Source organism: Streptomyces sp. NPDC031418 (assembly GCF_055581605.1).
Map to the genome: position 1 here is coordinate 26,847 of NZ_JBVIJC010000032.1, position 15,106 is coordinate 41,952.

A 15,106-nucleotide genomic window follows, 5' to 3' on the forward strand; every position below is an offset into this window, starting at 1 on the left:
CGGTTTCCTGCTGGGTTGCTGTCTCGTGGCCTTGATGGCGGCGGCCGCAGTCGGACATGCCCCGGACGATCGCAGGCGTCGCTCGCGGTGGCCCGGCCCGGCCCAGCAGGACGGAGGCGGAGCGGCGAACGAGCAGCAGGAGCCGGCTGTACACCTCAGGTCAGGGCGAGGCGCTTCAGTGCGGTCGTCCAGTCGGTGATGATGGCCTGCTGTGCCGCCTTGAGGGTGACCTTCCCCGAGCAGACCGCGGTGTGCAGCTTCGTCTCCACTGGGTCCTTCTTGTTGTTGACCCCAGAGCCAGACCGGTGGCCCGGGTCGGCTGGCTCCACCCACAGATTCCGGGCGTCGTTCGGGTCCCCACCGAGCTGAAGGCTGATCAGGTGGTCGTACTCGGCGTCCCCGAGATGGCCGAAGTAGCCGTAGGAGACGGCGTTTGCCCGCTTCTCCTGCCGAGTGATCGACTCCGGCGGCCGGATGTTCTTCGTGTAGCCGCCCTTACGGCAGATCGTCGACGCCAGGTTCGCCTGCGATACCGCCGGCGACACCGCACCAGGCGTACACGCAGGATCCTCCAGGGGCTCGCCCTTCTCGTAGCGGTAGCGACAGCTACCCGCGGGCGGTTGCCGCTGCACCGTGTATGTCGTCTGCGGCCCCGCCCCCAACGGGATCTTCGCTGCCCCCGCCGACACAGCAGTCGCTGGCGCTCCAGCAGCCGGCGCTCCGCCCTTCGCCGAGACCCCCGTTCCGGAAGACGAGACATGCGAACAGCCGACCAGCAGCAGACACGACAACAACACCGGCGGCACCGCGCGGCGAACAAACCCCATGACGACCCCTCACAGACAAGTGACAACTGGCTACATGCTCCCCTGCCCGCCTCCCGCTCTACCTCTGAGGCCGAGCTACTGGCCCGCGACCGGGAGCTACCCCTACGGGCGCCGGGGACGACGCTCGTGGGACGAGAGACGCCTCCCGAGGTAAAGAGCTACCCCCGCGGGCGCGGGGACGACGTCGGCATCGACCCGGGCACGGATCCGTTGTCGGAGCTACCCCCGCGGGCGCGGGGACGACCGGATGACGGTGGCGCGTCGGACGGTGACGGAGGAGTTACCCCCGCGCCCGGGGACGACTGGTCCGCCAGCTGGCGGGCGAGCACGGTGACCGAGCTACCCCCCGCGGGCGCGGGGACGACCCATCCCACCAGCCGACTCGTTGACCTGATCCGGAGCTACCCCCGCGGGCGCGGGGACGACGGCCCGCTCGTACTCTTCCTCCGCCTCGGTGCGGAGCTACCCCCGCGGGCGCGGGGACGACGTCGGGGAGGCGGTCACGGAACCGGGCGGGGATGAGCTACCCCCGCGGGCGCGGGGACGACGAACTGTGCGATCTCCCCGAGGGAGAAACCCGCGAGCTACCCCCGCGGGCGCGGGGACGACGCGTCTTCCCCTCTGCCACCGAGCGGGAGCGCAGAGCTACCCCCGCGGGCGCGGGGACGACCCAGATGCCCGCGATCTCGAAGTCAAGGAGGTTGAGCTACCCCCGCGGGCGCGGGGACGACTGCGCGACGTAGTAGCCGCCAAGCGTCGGCACGGAGCTACCCCCGCGGGCGCGGGGACGACGTGCGCGGCAGGCTCCGCATCGACTCATGCACCGAGCTACCCCCGCGGGCGCGGGGACGACTGCCGGGTGCCCTCCAGCGACGTCCCCCAGAACGAGCTACCCCCGCGGGCGCGGGGACGACACGGCCTCGTGAGCGTCGGTGCTCACGGGTGGCGGAGCTACCCCCGCGGGCGCGGGGACGACACTATGTCGCTGTCGTCCTCGTTCTCGATCTCGGAGCTACCCCCGCGGGCGCGGGGACGACCTCACCTCCCTCGCCCGCGTCACCAAGGTGCAGGAGCTACCCCCGCGGGCGCGGGGACGACACTTCGTGACCTGCGGTGTTGTCAGGTGATCATGTCGTTTTGATTCACCTCGTTCGAGGGCCGCCAGGGCTGTCCGTTCTGGCGTGGACGGGCGATGAGGGTTAGGCCGTCAAAGTCGACGGGGGTCCAGCGGTCGCGGCCGGCGGTGCGGGCGGACCAGCCCTGTTCGGTGGCCGCTGGTTCGATCATGACGGCCTGGCCATCGTGGATGCGTTCGGAGAGGAGGTTCCAGAGGCGGTCACGGATCCGGGGGTTGGGGCTGCCTACGTAGACACCGGCGGCTACTTCGACGAACCAGCGGGTGAGGTGTCCGCGGAGCCCGGGTGGGGCCGCGATGAGTACGACCACGGTCGTCCCGGCGCTCACGGGGCCGTTCCCGCGGTGGTGGGGTCGGTGGGCTCGGGGATGACGTCGAGGTGGTGTGTGGCGCTCCAATTGCGGCCGCCGCTGACGACGGTGTCGCCATCGTCCCAGAGGGCGCCGAGATCCTCGTCCGGCAGGTCGCCGCCGTCGGGGACGAGGAGCTGTTTGATGTCGGCGACGATGCGGGGCAGGAGTTTGCCTTGCACGGCGGCGTCCCGCAGGGCCGTACGCGCGTCACGTTCCGAGGTGAGGCCTTGCGCGGCGAGGTCGAAGGCGAGGGGGATGGTGAACTCGGCCTTGTAGAGGTCGGCGATGTCCAGAACGAAGGAGAGGGCGTTGCCTGTGTGGACGAAGCCGAGAGCAGGGCTGGCGCCCAGTCCGGTGACGGCTGCGTGGCAGATGCCGTAGAGGGCCGAGTTGGCGGCGGACAGGAGCCGGTTGACGTCGTCGCCGGCGGCGAAGGCGTCGCCGGGCTTGTAGTCGCGTTTGGTCCAAGGTACCCCGGTCCGTTCGGCGTGCTGGGTGTAGAGCCGGCGGATGCGGGTGCCCTCGCGGCCGCGGAGCTGCTGGAGGGTCAGGCCGGTGGTGTCCTCGCCGGGGAAGCGCATGTCATACATGCGGCGGGCGACGGCGACGCGTTCCTTGGGCCGGGTGACCAGCCAGGCCTGGCGGAGCTGGAGCTGGGAGCCGCGCGCGGTGCTGGTGCCGGTGGCGTAGAGGCGTACGCCCTGCTCGCCGACCCAGCACACGGCGGTGCCGGAGTCGGCGAGCAGGGTGACGGCGGGGTGGGTGATGCGGCTGCCGGGTCCGATGAGGAGGACAGCGAGCCAGGCAGCCGGAACGTGGACGGTGCGTGCCTTGTTGACCAGGACGATGGCGTTGTCGTCCCGGTCGATGTGGCAGCGCTCGGCGTAGAGGCTGGTGACGCGGTCCTCGAGCCGGTGGATGTCTTGCGGTCCGGTCCGCCACCAGGGTTCAGCCATGGTCCGCCTTGGTGGCGTGGAGCGGCGCGAGGGTGAGCAGGCCTTGTCCGTAGCTCTTGGCGGGGCCGATGCCGCCGAGGAGGCTGGCGCGCAGTGCGTCGGGGTCGGTGACGCGCAGACGTCCTTCGAAGGTGGCCGTGGACAGGGTGACGTGGGGGCCGTCGGGGCGCTTGCGGAAGCGGAGGATGTCGCGGTTGACGATGGTCACCGCGGGCCCGGTGGACAGGTCATCGCCGTTCGTCTGCAGGCCGGGGGCAGGGGGTGCGGCGGTGGCGTCGGGAATGCTGAAGCCGTGACGTTCGCATCGCGTGAGGAGCCATTGGAGTTGCTGGGCGGCGGTGCGGTGGGCGACGCGGAAGCCTCGGTGCCGGCTGCCGCTGTCGGCGTCTTCCTTCAGGCGAGCGGCCTGCTGGTCGGTCGGCCGGCTGGGCCGGGGGACGTTCTGGACGGGGTTGGCGGTGAGGCGGAAGCCGAACTCGCGGCCGCGGGCGATGCGTTCCAGCAGGGGTGTGTAGTCGGCGATGAGCGGGGCGCCTCCGTCAGCTCCGGGCCAGCCTGCGTCGTCGACGAGGTGGGACCAGGAGGGACGGCTGTCGGTGAGGACGAGGAGTTCGGCCCGGTGCGGGGTGTTGCTGTCCAGGCGCCACAGGACGCGCTCGGTGACCGGCTGCACGGCCAGTCCGGACAGGACGGCGGCGTGCAGGCGGTGCGGGCTGGAAAGCAGGGCCACGGCGGCGCGGCGGCGCGGGTTGAGGGCGATCTTCGACAGGTAGGGCATGTGGTCACCAGCCCAGGAGGGCGAACGGGTCGTGGTCGGAGTGTCCGGTGGTGCCGGTGTCCGCTGGGGGGCGGGCCGGCTGGGTGCGGCCGGTGGAGACGGTGACCCAGAGGTGACGGACGGCGCGCCGGCCGAACCGGGTTCCGGTCTTGAGGTCGTAGGTGTCGGGGACGTCGACGGCGAGCTGGTCACCGGCCGGGTCCTCGATGGTGGCCTCCAGGGACACGGTGGCGCTGCGGGCCTGCCGGCGGCGGTGGGCGCCTGCCTGCCATGGCACGTCCTTCAGGGCTTCCTCCAGCCCGGTGTCGGCGTGGAGTCCGAGGCTGACGGGTCCGGTCGGCGGGCAGGAGCGGCGGCCCAGGCAGAGCGGGAAAACGGGGTGGCGGACGGCTTCTTCCAGGCCTTCCATCAGGGCTTTCGGGCCGCGGAGGGCAGCGACGAAGACGGCGTCCTGAAGGTAGAAACGCTGGGTGACGCCGGTGTACTTGGGCGGGGTGGTCCGGGTCTGCTGTCCCTTGGCGTTGGCTTTGGCCGACAGCAGCGGCAGCCCGCGGTAGTCGCTGTAGGTGTGGTAGTCCCGCAGCAGGGTGCCGGGCTGGTCCACCCGGACGCCGAGTTGCAGGCCGACCAGGTCGGTGAGAGGGGCCTCACGGTCGCGGCCCTCGGCGGCGGACAGCAGGCCGAGGATGCCGGACTTGGTGGGCTGGGGACGCGTTTCGCGCCGGTTGTAACGGGAGGGGCCGCCCCAGGACTGGAGCGGGGCGGCCAGCCGCAGTACGAGCACGGCGTGGTCGGTGCCGGTCATCGGGCGCCGGCCTCCGCGCTCTGGGCGGGGGCGATCTCGCCGTCAGCGAGCCACTGCCCGAGCAGGGCGTCGACGGAGTCGAGCAGGGAGGGGAAGGACAGGGAGGGGCCGAAGACCTCGGTGATTTTGTCGCCTTCGGCGGTGTAGGTGGCCAAAGTCCGAAGCGGCTTGTCGCCCCAGGTCTCGCCGACCGCCTGGAGTTCGTCGGCGAGCCGCACGACGGATTCCGAGGCCAGGCCGGTGACGCCGGTGACGGGCTCTTCGTAGGCGGAGACGAGGTTCACGGGCTGGCCGGCGCGGACGGTCAGCAGCACCAGGTGGGGCAGGGTGCGGTGGGCGAAGGAGTTCTGGTGTCCGGTCGGCATGGACCGGGTGAACGCATCGACGAACCGGACCGCGGCCTGTCGGGTCTCCTCGGCGTCGGTGAGGTTCTCCCGCAGCTGGTGCACGCCGAGGACGGCGTAGCGGTACAGGGTGGAGGAGTTGAACTCGACGGTGCCGATCATGCCGGCGCCGTGGTCGTCGTGGTTCTCGTCGTCGACGGCGGTGTAGTAGTCGAACTCGGTGCGCACGGCGTGGGTGGACAGGGCGTGCGCGACCTGGACGGAGGCGTCCACGTTCAGGGCGGGCAGATCGGCGACCATGCGGCCGAACAGGGCGACCTCGGCCGGGTGTCCGGTGGACAGGGTCTGGACGACGGCGAGGTTCTTCACCGCGTTCTTCAGATCGTCGTCGGGCAGGACGGCGAGCTCGGCAGCGCGGCCGTCAAGCAGCTTCACCAGGGCGTCGAGCTGCTTCTTGCCGAAGAACAGCAGGTAGGCGGACTGGTCGGCCTGCTTGGCGGACTTGGTGATGCCGAGCGGCTCCAGCAGGGCGGCGGCCAGGCGGTCGGCCTGCTCGCCGGTGAGGCCGGCGCCACCCTCGGCCGCGGGGAGGGCGAGACGCTGGGTGAGCAGGGCGGCGATCCGCTTGGTGCGGGTGGCCCGGTCCGTTTCCGGCACGTGCTTGGCGTATTCGGTGCGGGTGGCCCGCTTCCACGCCTGCGAGGAAACGCGGGCGCGGCGGGCACCGCCGTAGACCGCCTGCTTCGGGGTGCCGGAGTCGTCCCGGTTCACGTTGGACGGCGGCAGGCTCTGCAGGATGTGGACCTCGACGAAGAGGGTGGGCTGGCTCATGGCATGACTCCTTGAAGGCAGGGGGCGCCGCGCGAGCGGGCGCGCAGGAGGACGGGTTGACGTGGCGGGGTGGCGCCGGCCCGAAAGCCTTTGGGTGCGGTAACGGCCGGCTCGCCCGCGTGGCGTCAGGAGGAGGCGGCGATGTGGAAGTCGCGGTCCCACCGCTGCCGGAAGCCGGAGGCGGCATCCGGGCGGCGGGGGTCGTCCCAGGTCCGCACAGCGGTGCGGAGCAGGTCGTAGTCGAGTCCGACTGCGGCCTGGTTCAGCAGCGGGATGAAGGACCGCAGGTGCATGGCGAGTTCGTCGGCGTCGGCGGAGGTGAGCAGAAGGCCCAAGCGTCGCTCCAGCGCGGCGGTGGCGGCCTTGCCTTCGCTGTTCGCGGCGGCCTTGCGGGCGAGGAGGCCGGCGGCGGTGCCCGGGCTGTGGCCCGTGAGGTGCATCCGCCGGTCGTGAGTGTGCTGGTGGCGGGCGAAGAGGGTGAGCGCGGTGTGCTCGGCCACCAGGTCCCGGGTGAGGGATCCCTTGTTCCGCCACTTTGATGCCATGCGGGTGCGGTGGAACGGCCACATGGCAGCGACCGTGCCCGGCTCGCGGCCGGTGCCCGAGCGCAGCGCGGCCAGTTCCGCTCCCGCCTGCGCGCTGGCGGGGTCGAACGTCACCCAGTACGGCGCCCGCTCCGGCCCGGCATTTTCCTCGTCTTCGGGGGCCAGTGTGCCGGGATCGGTGTACTGCAGGCCCCAGGACCGCAGCACCCGATTGCGGCCCGGGCCGTCCCATGCGGTCAGCTCGCGAAACAGGCGGGTGTAGTCCAGGCCGATGCCCGCCTGCCGCAGGAGCGGCACGAGCCGCTGAAGGTGCTGCACCAGCTCGTGGAGGTCCTGGGCGGTCGCGGCCGCGGTCAGCCGCCGCTCCACGGAGGCCTGCGTCAGCGCCTGGCTGCGGCGCAGCATCAGGCAGGCGGTTCCCAGACCGACATTCGGCTGGTGGACGGGCTCGGACACGGCGTGCTGGTGCAGCCCGAACAGGGTGAGCGTGTGGTGCTCTGCGACGTAGCGGCTAGGGAGGCGGTCGCAGCCGTCGTCCAGCAGGGGGACGCGATGCACGGACCGCAGGGACGGGTCGGTGCCGGCCTCCTGGTTGATGGCCTCGCGCAGGATGCGCAGGTTGCGTGCGACGTACTCGGGGAATTCCGGTCGCCGCCCCTGAGCGCGCGCCGACTGCCAGTCCCGGGCCGCCTCCTCCCAGAAGAACAGCCGGGTCCGGCCCGCCGCGGGGCGGATGCTGCCGGTGCTGCCGGTGCTGCTGGTGGTGGTCATGCTGCGGCGGCCTCCTCGCGCTGAACGCGGCGTTCCTCGCAGGCCCGCGGCAGGATGTCGGCGAGCCTGGCCCGGAAGACGCCGAGAGCCTTGCCGCTGCGGTAGACGAACTCCTTGTCGCCGTTCTTCACCGTGCGGCCCACCACCGCCCGCGGCGGGGCTGCCGCCATCAGGAGGTCTGCCTCCCGGTCGGCGGCGATCTGCACGCACTGCTCCCAGGCCAGCAGTGCACGCTCCAGCAGTTCCTCGTCGTCCTCGCCGACGGTCCGCAGGCCGGCGAGCAGGCGGCGCATGGTTCCATCAAGGCTGTGCAAGAACTGCGCGGACGGCCTGCTGCCCTTGTCACGGGGCAGCGGATCGCCGCCGGCGGCACGCCGCAGGTCGTTGTTGAGACCGTCCAGGGCCCGGGCGGCCTGGTCCGCCTGCGCCACGCAGTCCAGCAGGGCTTCACGCAGCCCGTCGTCCTGAGCGAGCAGGGCCTTCACCGGCAGGGGCAGGTCGTCGCCGAGGGCGTTCTCCACCACGGCGGACTGCGTGCCGTACTCCAGACCCGATGTCTCCAGCCCCAGCGGATACTGCGCGGACAGCACCCCGGCGTGCTGCAGGTCTCCGATCTGGCGCAGCAGCTTCGAGGTGTAGGGACCGTCGCCCTGCACGGGCAGCGTCATCGCCAGGAGCGTTCCCAGCCCCTGCCAGGCGGCGCGGCCCGAAGTGTGCCGGCGGGGCCGCCGGTGGGGCTGTCCCTTCTTCGGCTTGGCGGTGTGCTGCCACGCTGTGTGCGGCTCGTCCTCGGGCGTCTGCGCCAGCCGGTCGCCGGCCGACACGATGGCCCGGTGCACGCGCAGCCCCTGCTCCGTCTCGCAGGCGATCAGCCGGATCCGGCGGGCCTGGAAGGTGAGCAGGTCCAGCAGACCGGTCGCCGGGCGCTCGGACCAGGCGGGCTCGGCCGGCGACTTGCAGCCCAGGCCGGCCGGGCGCTCGTTCCACGCCCACTGCGGCCGGTCCCCCGGCTCCAGCCCGTCGTACAGGATCGGTGTGTTCAGCAGCAGCGTCTCGTACAGCGTCTCGCCGGTGGGGACGACGACTCCGAGCTGACCGAGCGGCCCGGTCGGGTTTCCGGTCGTCTTCCCGTTCTTCGCCTGCGGGTCCCCCACAGCCCCGGTCTTGATCGACGCGGTGTCCCAGCAATGCACGTGCAGCAGCCACAGCGCCGCGTCCCCCGGCGGGAGCACCAACTCGTCGGCCTCACTGAGCGCGCTGAACAGGGGCACGTTGTTCCCGGACGCCACGGACGGCACCAGCTGAGCGGCCGTCTTCGTCTCCTTGTTCAACGCTTCCAGGCCGGCGACCTGCGCGAACGGGCGCTCCGGGTGAAACAGATGGAACCGGTCGCCGTAGCGGGGGCCCATATAGTGCGCGAGGCGGTCCCGTTCCTCCTGTGAGAAGCGGCCACGGTGAAACCGCTCGCTCCACTCCTGCCGGGTCCGAGGTGCTCCGAGGGCGTCGATCATCACCGGCAGCAGCAGCTGCCGGAGCACCACCGGCAGCATCGTGTGCACCGGCAGCTCAAGACGCCGAATGGTGTGCGCCTCGGATAACGCCTCCCCCAGGCCGACGGCCTGCCGGACGTCATCACGAACGACGACTTGGAGCCATCTGTCGTGAACGAGGTCTCCCTCGCCGGTCATGGCTGGTCCCCCCTCCATGGATGAGCCTTCCCACGTCCCCCCGGACGCATTGAACAGACCAAATCCCGTCTTTTCATGGGAAGTTGGTCTCTGTTGAGCATGGACAGCGTGGCAGGCAACGTTTGGTACTTCAAGCGGATCCGGCGACTCGGCGACACATCTGCCAAACCGCAGCGCTCCCGCCAGGAAGCGGGTACTCTGCGCACGGCTCGTGGAGCCGGAGCCCTCCCCGAAACGGAGCGAGTTCCACGGGGGTGTTCCCGTTTGCTACTTCACCCAGCACCAAAAGCCGTCCCCGCCACGCGGGGGAAAGCGGTCCCGGCCCGGCTCCACAGCCGACTCACCTCGAACCCCGCTCAATGACCAGCCCCAGCACCTCGTCATACGACACCCGGTCCGCGCCCAGCAGCGCCGTACCGTCCTCCTCCAGCACAAGCGCCGACCGGAAGCGCAGCCAGGGCCGGCCGGCCCACCCCGCAAGCGGACCCAGCTCCGCCCGGGCCGCCTCCGTAAGACGCGAAGGAAGACGGACAGTGCCGCCCATCAGCCGGTCCGTCACCTCATCGTCATCCACCTCACCGTGCACTCCCAGCCACGTCCCGTCGACAGCCCGGTAACCGCCGGAAACCCGCCGCACGATGACCACTTCGACGGACGGATCACCATCACGGACGACGGCATCCAGCTCCTCCTCCGACGCGGCCCGGCTGCCGGCATAGTGAAGCCCCTCCAGCGTCGGGAAGGCCCACTCCCGCCGGCGGCACAGCAGGTACTCCCCGGCGCCCTCCTCCCGCTTCCGTTCCCTCGCCTGCCACTGCTCCCACGCGCCGGCCTCGTTCCACCCTGCCGGACAAATCCCGGTCTCCCCGTACGCCCGCGCCACCAGACCCGGCACGTCAGCGGGAATGCTCCACTCCCCCGCCGGCCCGCCCGCGGCCGCAGCCGTAAGAGCCCCTGCAGCCTCCGACACCAGGGCCGCCGCCCGCAGCAGCGACCACAGGCCATAGATCCGCTCCGAGGCCCGCAGGAACCGTGGTGTCCCGTCCTCCCCCCATGCCACACCGGTGACCACCACCCGAGGCACGCGGTGGGCGGCCGGACGACGGGTACCACCGTGACGGTGCAGCCGGCCGATGCGCTGCAGGAGCAAGTCGGTCGGCGCCAAGTCGGTGATCAGTACGTCAGCGTCCACGTCGAAGGACTGCTCAGCGAGCTGGGTGGCGATCACCACCATCCGCTCCGGCCGGCCATCGCCGGCCTCCGGCCCCATAAGACGCAGGCACTCCGCTGTCCGCTCCGCACGGTGGGCAGCGCACAACCGCGCATGCAGCAGGTACACAACGCCGTCGAAGCCGCCCTCGCACAGATCACGGTAGATCCCCTGAGCCCGGTCGACCTGGTTGACCACCACCAGGGCGACTCCTCCGCCTGCGACGGCCTCCCGCGCAGCCGCGGCAACCCGCTTCCCCGAAGGATCCGTATCCGCCAGCCAGGCCAGCTGCACCGGCAGCGACTCCCGCCAGGACCCCACCGCCTCCCGCGACGTCTCAACGACCGCCTGGCCGTTCACGCCGTAGGCCACCGTGACACAGGGGTACCCGGCTGGCTCCGGCACATCCTGATGCACGTCCGCCGTGCCGAGCACACCAGACAGGTAGGCGTCGACGAACAGCTGCCGCTGAGCAGGCGGCAGCGTCGCAGAAAGCAGCACCACGGGAACCCCCGCCTGCCCCAGCCAGCGCAACGCCTCGACGAGGAACTGCCGCATGTAGACGTCCGCAGCGTGAACCTCGTCCACGACGACGACCTTCCCCACAAGCCCAGCGAACCGCAGCATCACGTGCCGGGTCCGGGTCGCCGCATGCAAGAGATGATCAACCGTGCCGACCGCGAACGCGGTGAGCAGTCCGCGCTTGTCCCCCAAGAACCAGTACGCCGGACCGTCCGCCCCGAAACCGGTCGCCCGGCCTGTCGAAGACTGAGCTGACGCCATGCCGTAATCGGCGTCCTCGTCAATCGCACCAAAGTCGTCGTCGGCCAGGTCCACCACCCCGGGGCGGCCCTCGACCCCGCACCCACACCCGTCACCGTCCGGGCGCGACTTACCCTCCCAGATGGCCCGCCACCCGGCGTTGAACCGCCGACGGCCGTGCAGGAGCGCAACCTGTGACTCCAACTCCGGATCAAAGGTGCGCACCCACCGCAGCACCTGCTCATACATCGGATCGCTCGTCGCCTGCGTCGGCATCGCAACAAACACCCCGTCGAGACCGAACCGCGCCGCCAGAACCTCAGCGGCCGCAAGCGCCGCCTTCGTCTTCCCCTCACCCATGGGAGCCTCAGCCACCAGCAGCCCCGGCGCCGGCATCGACCACGCCCGCTCCACCAGCTCCCGCTGCGACGCCCGCGGCTGCACACCCAGCCGATGAGTCAGCGGCGCCAGCGCGCTGTCCGGCAACGGCAGATCCCCCCAGCCGCCCCGAAGCCCCAGCCGCTCCCATGCCGCCACCGCACGCCGTCGCGCCTCGGCGAAGGAGACCAGACCGGCATCTGCAAGGCCGGGGAACTGACTGCTGTCGCTGGCGACCCAGTCCGCCATCACGATCAGACCCGACAGCGCCAGCTGCTCGGCCTTCCGCAAAGAGCCCGCTGGCCGCGCATCCGCCAGATCGTTGAAGCCCACGGCACGCGTGAAAACGTCCACGACCGCCCGCTGGGCCTCCTCCCAAACGGCACCCCTGCCCTGCGCTCCACGCGGCGGGCTCAGAGCAGCGGCCGACGGAAACGTCCCATGGTGTCCGGCGACCAGCGGCCACACCCACCCGGCAGCCTCCTCGCCACCCCACTCGGCAACCAGCCGCGGCCTCAGCAGCACGGCTCCGGCCACATCATGACGCCACCGCCTCTGCCGACCCGCCGGTAACCGCCCCCACCTCAGCCCCGCCGCCAGCACCGGCGCCGCCTCGGCCGCGTCCATCGCCTGAAACGCCGGGCACGCCTTCCCACAGTCATGGATGCCGCACACCCACATGAACCACAGTCGCCCCCGGCCCCCGCTGATCTCGTCCAGCCGCCGCCGGAAACCGGCTGACACGTACCGGTCCCACATCACTCCCGCCACAGCAGCCGTGTCCAGCAGATGCCCCAGCAACAGATGAGTTCGTCCACCGTTGCGCGCGGCCGACTTCCCCCACAGCCGCGACACCCGCTCGACAGTCTCCGGCGACAGCCCCATCGCCTTCATCAACTCGACGACCGAAGCCTCCCGATACATGGCACCCCCAATCCAAGGTGCCGGCACCATAAACCCCGCCACTGACATCAAGGTCGTACCCAGGCCCCCGAAAGGCGTGGGAGTGGTCGGCCACCAGCCGGGGATCTCCCGCACACGTCTGCCTGACCGGAGCATCACCTGGCAGGGAATCGATCACTGATATGAGAAATCAGAGTCGAAACCACGTGAATGAAAAACCCAGTTCTTGGTAGCGTCGCCCCAGCTCAACAAGTGTCGTCCCCGCACCCGCGGGGGTTGCTCCGTTGTCGGCGCTCCCGCCTGCGGCCAGGATCAGTCGTCCCCGCACCCGCGGGGGTTGCTCCTCCGGGTGAGCGCTACGGCTGATCTGAAAAAGGTCGTCCCCGCACCCGCGGGGGTTGCTCTGCCCGGTCGGACACGAGCGCGACCTTGCGGTGGTCGTCCCCGCACCCGCGGGGGTTGCTCCGGGGCTCGGGGCGGAGGGGTGTTGCCCGGGTAGTCGTCCCCGCACCCGCGGGGGTTGCTCCCAGCAGCGCATCAACTTCGAGTTGCAGGCCGCGTCGTCCCCGCACCCGCGGGGGTTGCTCTGAGGTTGACGGTGATGGTGCGCTGTCCGGCGTGTCGTCCCCGCACCCGCGGGGGTAGCTCCACCCGATGCCCTCGCGCACCGCTGCCCCTGCCGTCGTCCCCGCGCCCGCGGGGGTAGCTCCCTGCCTCCGGTCGAGGAGCCGCTGGTGGCCTAGTCGTCCCCGCCCCCGCGGGGGTAGCTCCGGATACCGGGGCTTCGTGACGCGCGACCTGTCGTCGTCCCCGCGCCCGCGGGGGTAGCTCCCCCCAGGCGTCGCTCGCAGCCACGCGCCTCGGGTCGTCCCCGCGCCCGCGGGGGTTGCTCCTCGTTCCCCAGGCGGCTGGCCGTCAACGCACGGTCGTCCCCGCACCCGCGGGGGTTGCTCTATCTGCGTGCCCAGCCGCCTTGCTGGTCCGGGGTCGTCCCCGCACCCGCGGGGGTTGCCCCGCCCGATCCGGCACGCCGTGCAGGGGCCGGGCGTCGTCCCCGCACCCGCGGGGGTTGCTCCCGCGACTTCACGAAGAACGGGTTGTCGGAACCGTCGTCCCCGCACCCGCGGGGGTTGCTCTGCGCTCCCGCTCGGTGGCAGAGGGGAAGACGCGTCGTCCCCGCACCCGCGGGGGTTGCTCCTGAACCGGGTGGGCCCGCCCCGACGGTGGTATGTCGTCCCCGCACCCGCGGGGGTTGCTCTCACGGTGTGTCGGGAAGCTACCGCGATTTCGTGTCGTCCCCGCACCCGCGGGGGTTGCTCGGCCAGTTCCGCGTCGGTCCGCGCGATCTGCTCGTCGTCCCCGCACCCGCGGGGGTTGCTCCACAGCGCATCGCCGATCCTCGCCACGATGGTCGTCGTCCCCGCGCCCGCGGGGGTTGCTCCCAGGTCGTCGTGTCACAGGACGGGGCCGTCGGGTCGTCCCCGCGCCCGCGGGGGTTGCTCGCCGTGCTTGCGCCAGTAGTCAAGGACGTCCTGGTCGTCCCCGCGCCCGCGGGGGTTGCTCACCATGCGGCCGAACAGGGCGACCTCGGCCGGGGTCGTCCCCGCGCCCGCGGGGGTTGCTCCTCGGCTACCTCGACTGACGCGCCTGGTAGCGCGTCGTCCCCGCGCCCGCGGGGGTTGCTCGCAGACCCAGTCCGGCGTCTTCGACGCCAACGGGTCGTCCCCGCGCCCGCGGGGGTTGCTCGCGCTACTTCAAGGTCGACTACGACACCGAGAAGTCGTCCCCGCGCCCGCGGGGGTTGCTCGATCTCCCACGCCACGACCGAGGTGTCCGTGGCGTCGTCCCCGCGCCCGCGGGGGGTGCTGGCGTGTGGAGGCCGGGGATTTTCGGGGGCATCGCGTCGTCCCCGCGCCCGAAGCTGATCGCAAAAGTACAAGGAGGTGCCTGGTCGCTGGAGCTTCCGGGTTGTTCGGTGACCGGCGAGGCGGCACCGATGCCCGTCGGCCTGCGCCGGGCCGGGGTCCCGTGCCGGCGCGGCTCGAGGTCAGGGTTTCCAGGTGCGTAGCAGGGAGGCGATGTGGGTGCTGGTGGAGCGCGGGTTGTTCAGTTCGTGGGCGAGTGCGGTGAGCTGCTCGCGTGTGGGGTTGACGGGGATGTTGCTGGCCTCGAGGTACATGACGGCGACGGCGCAGGCGACAGTGAGGTTGGAGCGCTCGAGCCAGCGGCAGCGGCCCAGGGTGTGGACCAGGGCGGCTGCGCGGGCGTAGGGGCCGTCGTAGACCGGGTGGTCGAGGAGTTCGCCGCGGTGGCGGGCGATGGCGGCGATGGGTACGCCGTAGTCGTCGGGTGCCGGGTCGTGGTGTCCGGCCCGTTCTGCCACTTCCAGGATCCAGGATTCGTCGACGTGCAGGATCACGCGGCGGCGCCCGGGTGGGGCTGGTCATAGGGGGCGTTGAGCTGTTGTTCCAGATCGTCCAGGAAGGCACTGTGCTCGTCGATGAGCCGCTGGGCGGCTGTCATGCCGGCGGCGCGGGCACCGGTGGTGTCCTCGATGATGAGCCGCTCGACGTACTTGTTGAAATCCAGTCGGCGAGCGCGTGCGGCGGCTTTGCCGGCGGCCAGCACGTCCTCCTCGAGCCTGACCTGCGTCTGCTTCTTGATTGAGGTCACAGGGCATGGTAGCAAGGTGGTAGCAGGTAGTCCACGGAGTCGAGCACTGCTCCCATATCGCGGCCGTACCGCGAGCAGGTACTCGGCCGTGCACTGCCGGGCCGCGTCGGCGGCCCTCGCCGCCGCGACGGCATCCACGCTGTTCGA

General features: G+C 71.3%; 11 protein-coding genes and 2 CRISPR repeat arrays. All 11 genes read right to left on the reverse strand.

The genetic code is table 11. The features are described 5' to 3' along the window. Positions 1-155 precede the first annotated feature (155 nt). The 11 genes from ACZ5CZ_RS34885 to ACZ5CZ_RS34935 all read right to left on the reverse strand — a co-directional run bounded on the left by ACZ5CZ_RS34885 (position 156) and on the right by ACZ5CZ_RS34935 (position 14,959). The gene (locus ACZ5CZ_RS34885) at positions 156-545 is read right to left on the reverse strand and encodes a hypothetical protein (RefSeq protein ID WP_468948652.1); all 390 of its coding nucleotides are present in this window, start codon (positions 543-545) and stop codon (positions 156-158) included. A gap of 680 nt (positions 546-1,225) precedes the next feature. Beyond that, positions 1,226-1,925: a CRISPR direct-repeat array (repeat unit 28 nt; unit sequence GAGCTACCCCCGCGGGCGCGGGGACGAC). A 21-nt stretch (positions 1,926-1,946) separates the two neighbouring features. Then, positions 1,947-2,291, reverse strand: a complete 345-nt coding sequence (gene cas2e, locus ACZ5CZ_RS34890; RefSeq protein WP_468948655.1) for a type I-E CRISPR-associated endoribonuclease Cas2e — start codon at positions 2,289-2,291, stop codon at positions 1,947-1,949. After that, positions 2,288-3,271: a type I-E CRISPR-associated endonuclease Cas1e gene (gene cas1e, locus ACZ5CZ_RS34895; RefSeq protein ID WP_468948658.1), complete on the reverse strand. Its 984-nt coding sequence runs from the start codon at positions 3,269-3,271 to the stop codon at positions 2,288-2,290. The genes cas2e and cas1e overlap by 4 nt, the downstream gene beginning before the upstream one ends. Continuing rightward, positions 3,264-4,049, reverse strand: coding sequence for a type I-E CRISPR-associated protein Cas6/Cse3/CasE (gene cas6e, locus ACZ5CZ_RS34900; protein ID WP_468948661.1), 786 nt, complete (start codon positions 4,047-4,049; stop codon positions 3,264-3,266). Before cas6e ends, cas1e begins: the two co-directional genes overlap by 8 nt. 4 nt (positions 4,050-4,053) lie before the next feature. Then, positions 4,054-4,854, reverse strand: coding sequence for a type I-E CRISPR-associated protein Cas5/CasD (gene cas5e, locus ACZ5CZ_RS34905; protein ID WP_468948664.1), 801 nt, complete (start codon positions 4,852-4,854; stop codon positions 4,054-4,056). After that, positions 4,851-6,029: a type I-E CRISPR-associated protein Cas7/Cse4/CasC gene (gene cas7e / locus ACZ5CZ_RS34910; RefSeq protein WP_468948667.1), complete on the reverse strand. Its 1,179-nt coding sequence runs from the start codon at positions 6,027-6,029 to the stop codon at positions 4,851-4,853. The genes cas5e and cas7e overlap by 4 nt, the downstream gene beginning before the upstream one ends. Positions 6,030-6,154: 125 nt before the next feature. Next, positions 6,155-7,345 (reverse strand): type I-E CRISPR-associated protein Cse2/CasB, encoded by a 1,191-nt coding sequence (gene casB / locus ACZ5CZ_RS34915; protein WP_468948669.1) that lies wholly within the window; start codon positions 7,343-7,345, stop codon positions 6,155-6,157. Further along, positions 7,342-9,051, reverse strand: a complete 1,710-nt coding sequence (gene casA / locus ACZ5CZ_RS34920; RefSeq protein WP_468948672.1) for a type I-E CRISPR-associated protein Cse1/CasA — start codon at positions 9,049-9,051, stop codon at positions 7,342-7,344. The genes casB and casA overlap by 4 nt, the downstream gene beginning before the upstream one ends. A 322-nt stretch (positions 9,052-9,373) precedes the next feature. Next, on the reverse strand, positions 9,374-12,307 hold the full coding sequence (cas3, locus tag ACZ5CZ_RS34925; protein WP_468948675.1) for a CRISPR-associated helicase Cas3': 2,934 nt from the start codon (positions 12,305-12,307) through the stop codon (positions 9,374-9,376). A 233-nt stretch (positions 12,308-12,540) separates the two neighbouring features. Then, positions 12,541-14,154: direct repeats of the CRISPR family, unit length 28 nt; unit sequence GTCGTCCCCGCGCCCGCGGGGGTTGCTC. Positions 14,155-14,333: 179 nt separating this feature from the next. Continuing rightward, on the reverse strand, positions 14,334-14,705 hold the full coding sequence (locus ACZ5CZ_RS34930) for a fic family toxin-antitoxin system, toxin component (RefSeq protein WP_385848519.1): 372 nt from the start codon (positions 14,703-14,705) through the stop codon (positions 14,334-14,336). Next, positions 14,702-14,959, reverse strand: coding sequence for a hypothetical protein (locus ACZ5CZ_RS34935; protein WP_468948678.1), 258 nt, complete (start codon positions 14,957-14,959; stop codon positions 14,702-14,704). The genes ACZ5CZ_RS34930 and ACZ5CZ_RS34935 overlap by 4 nt, the downstream gene beginning before the upstream one ends. Positions 14,960-15,106 lie beyond the last annotated feature (147 nt).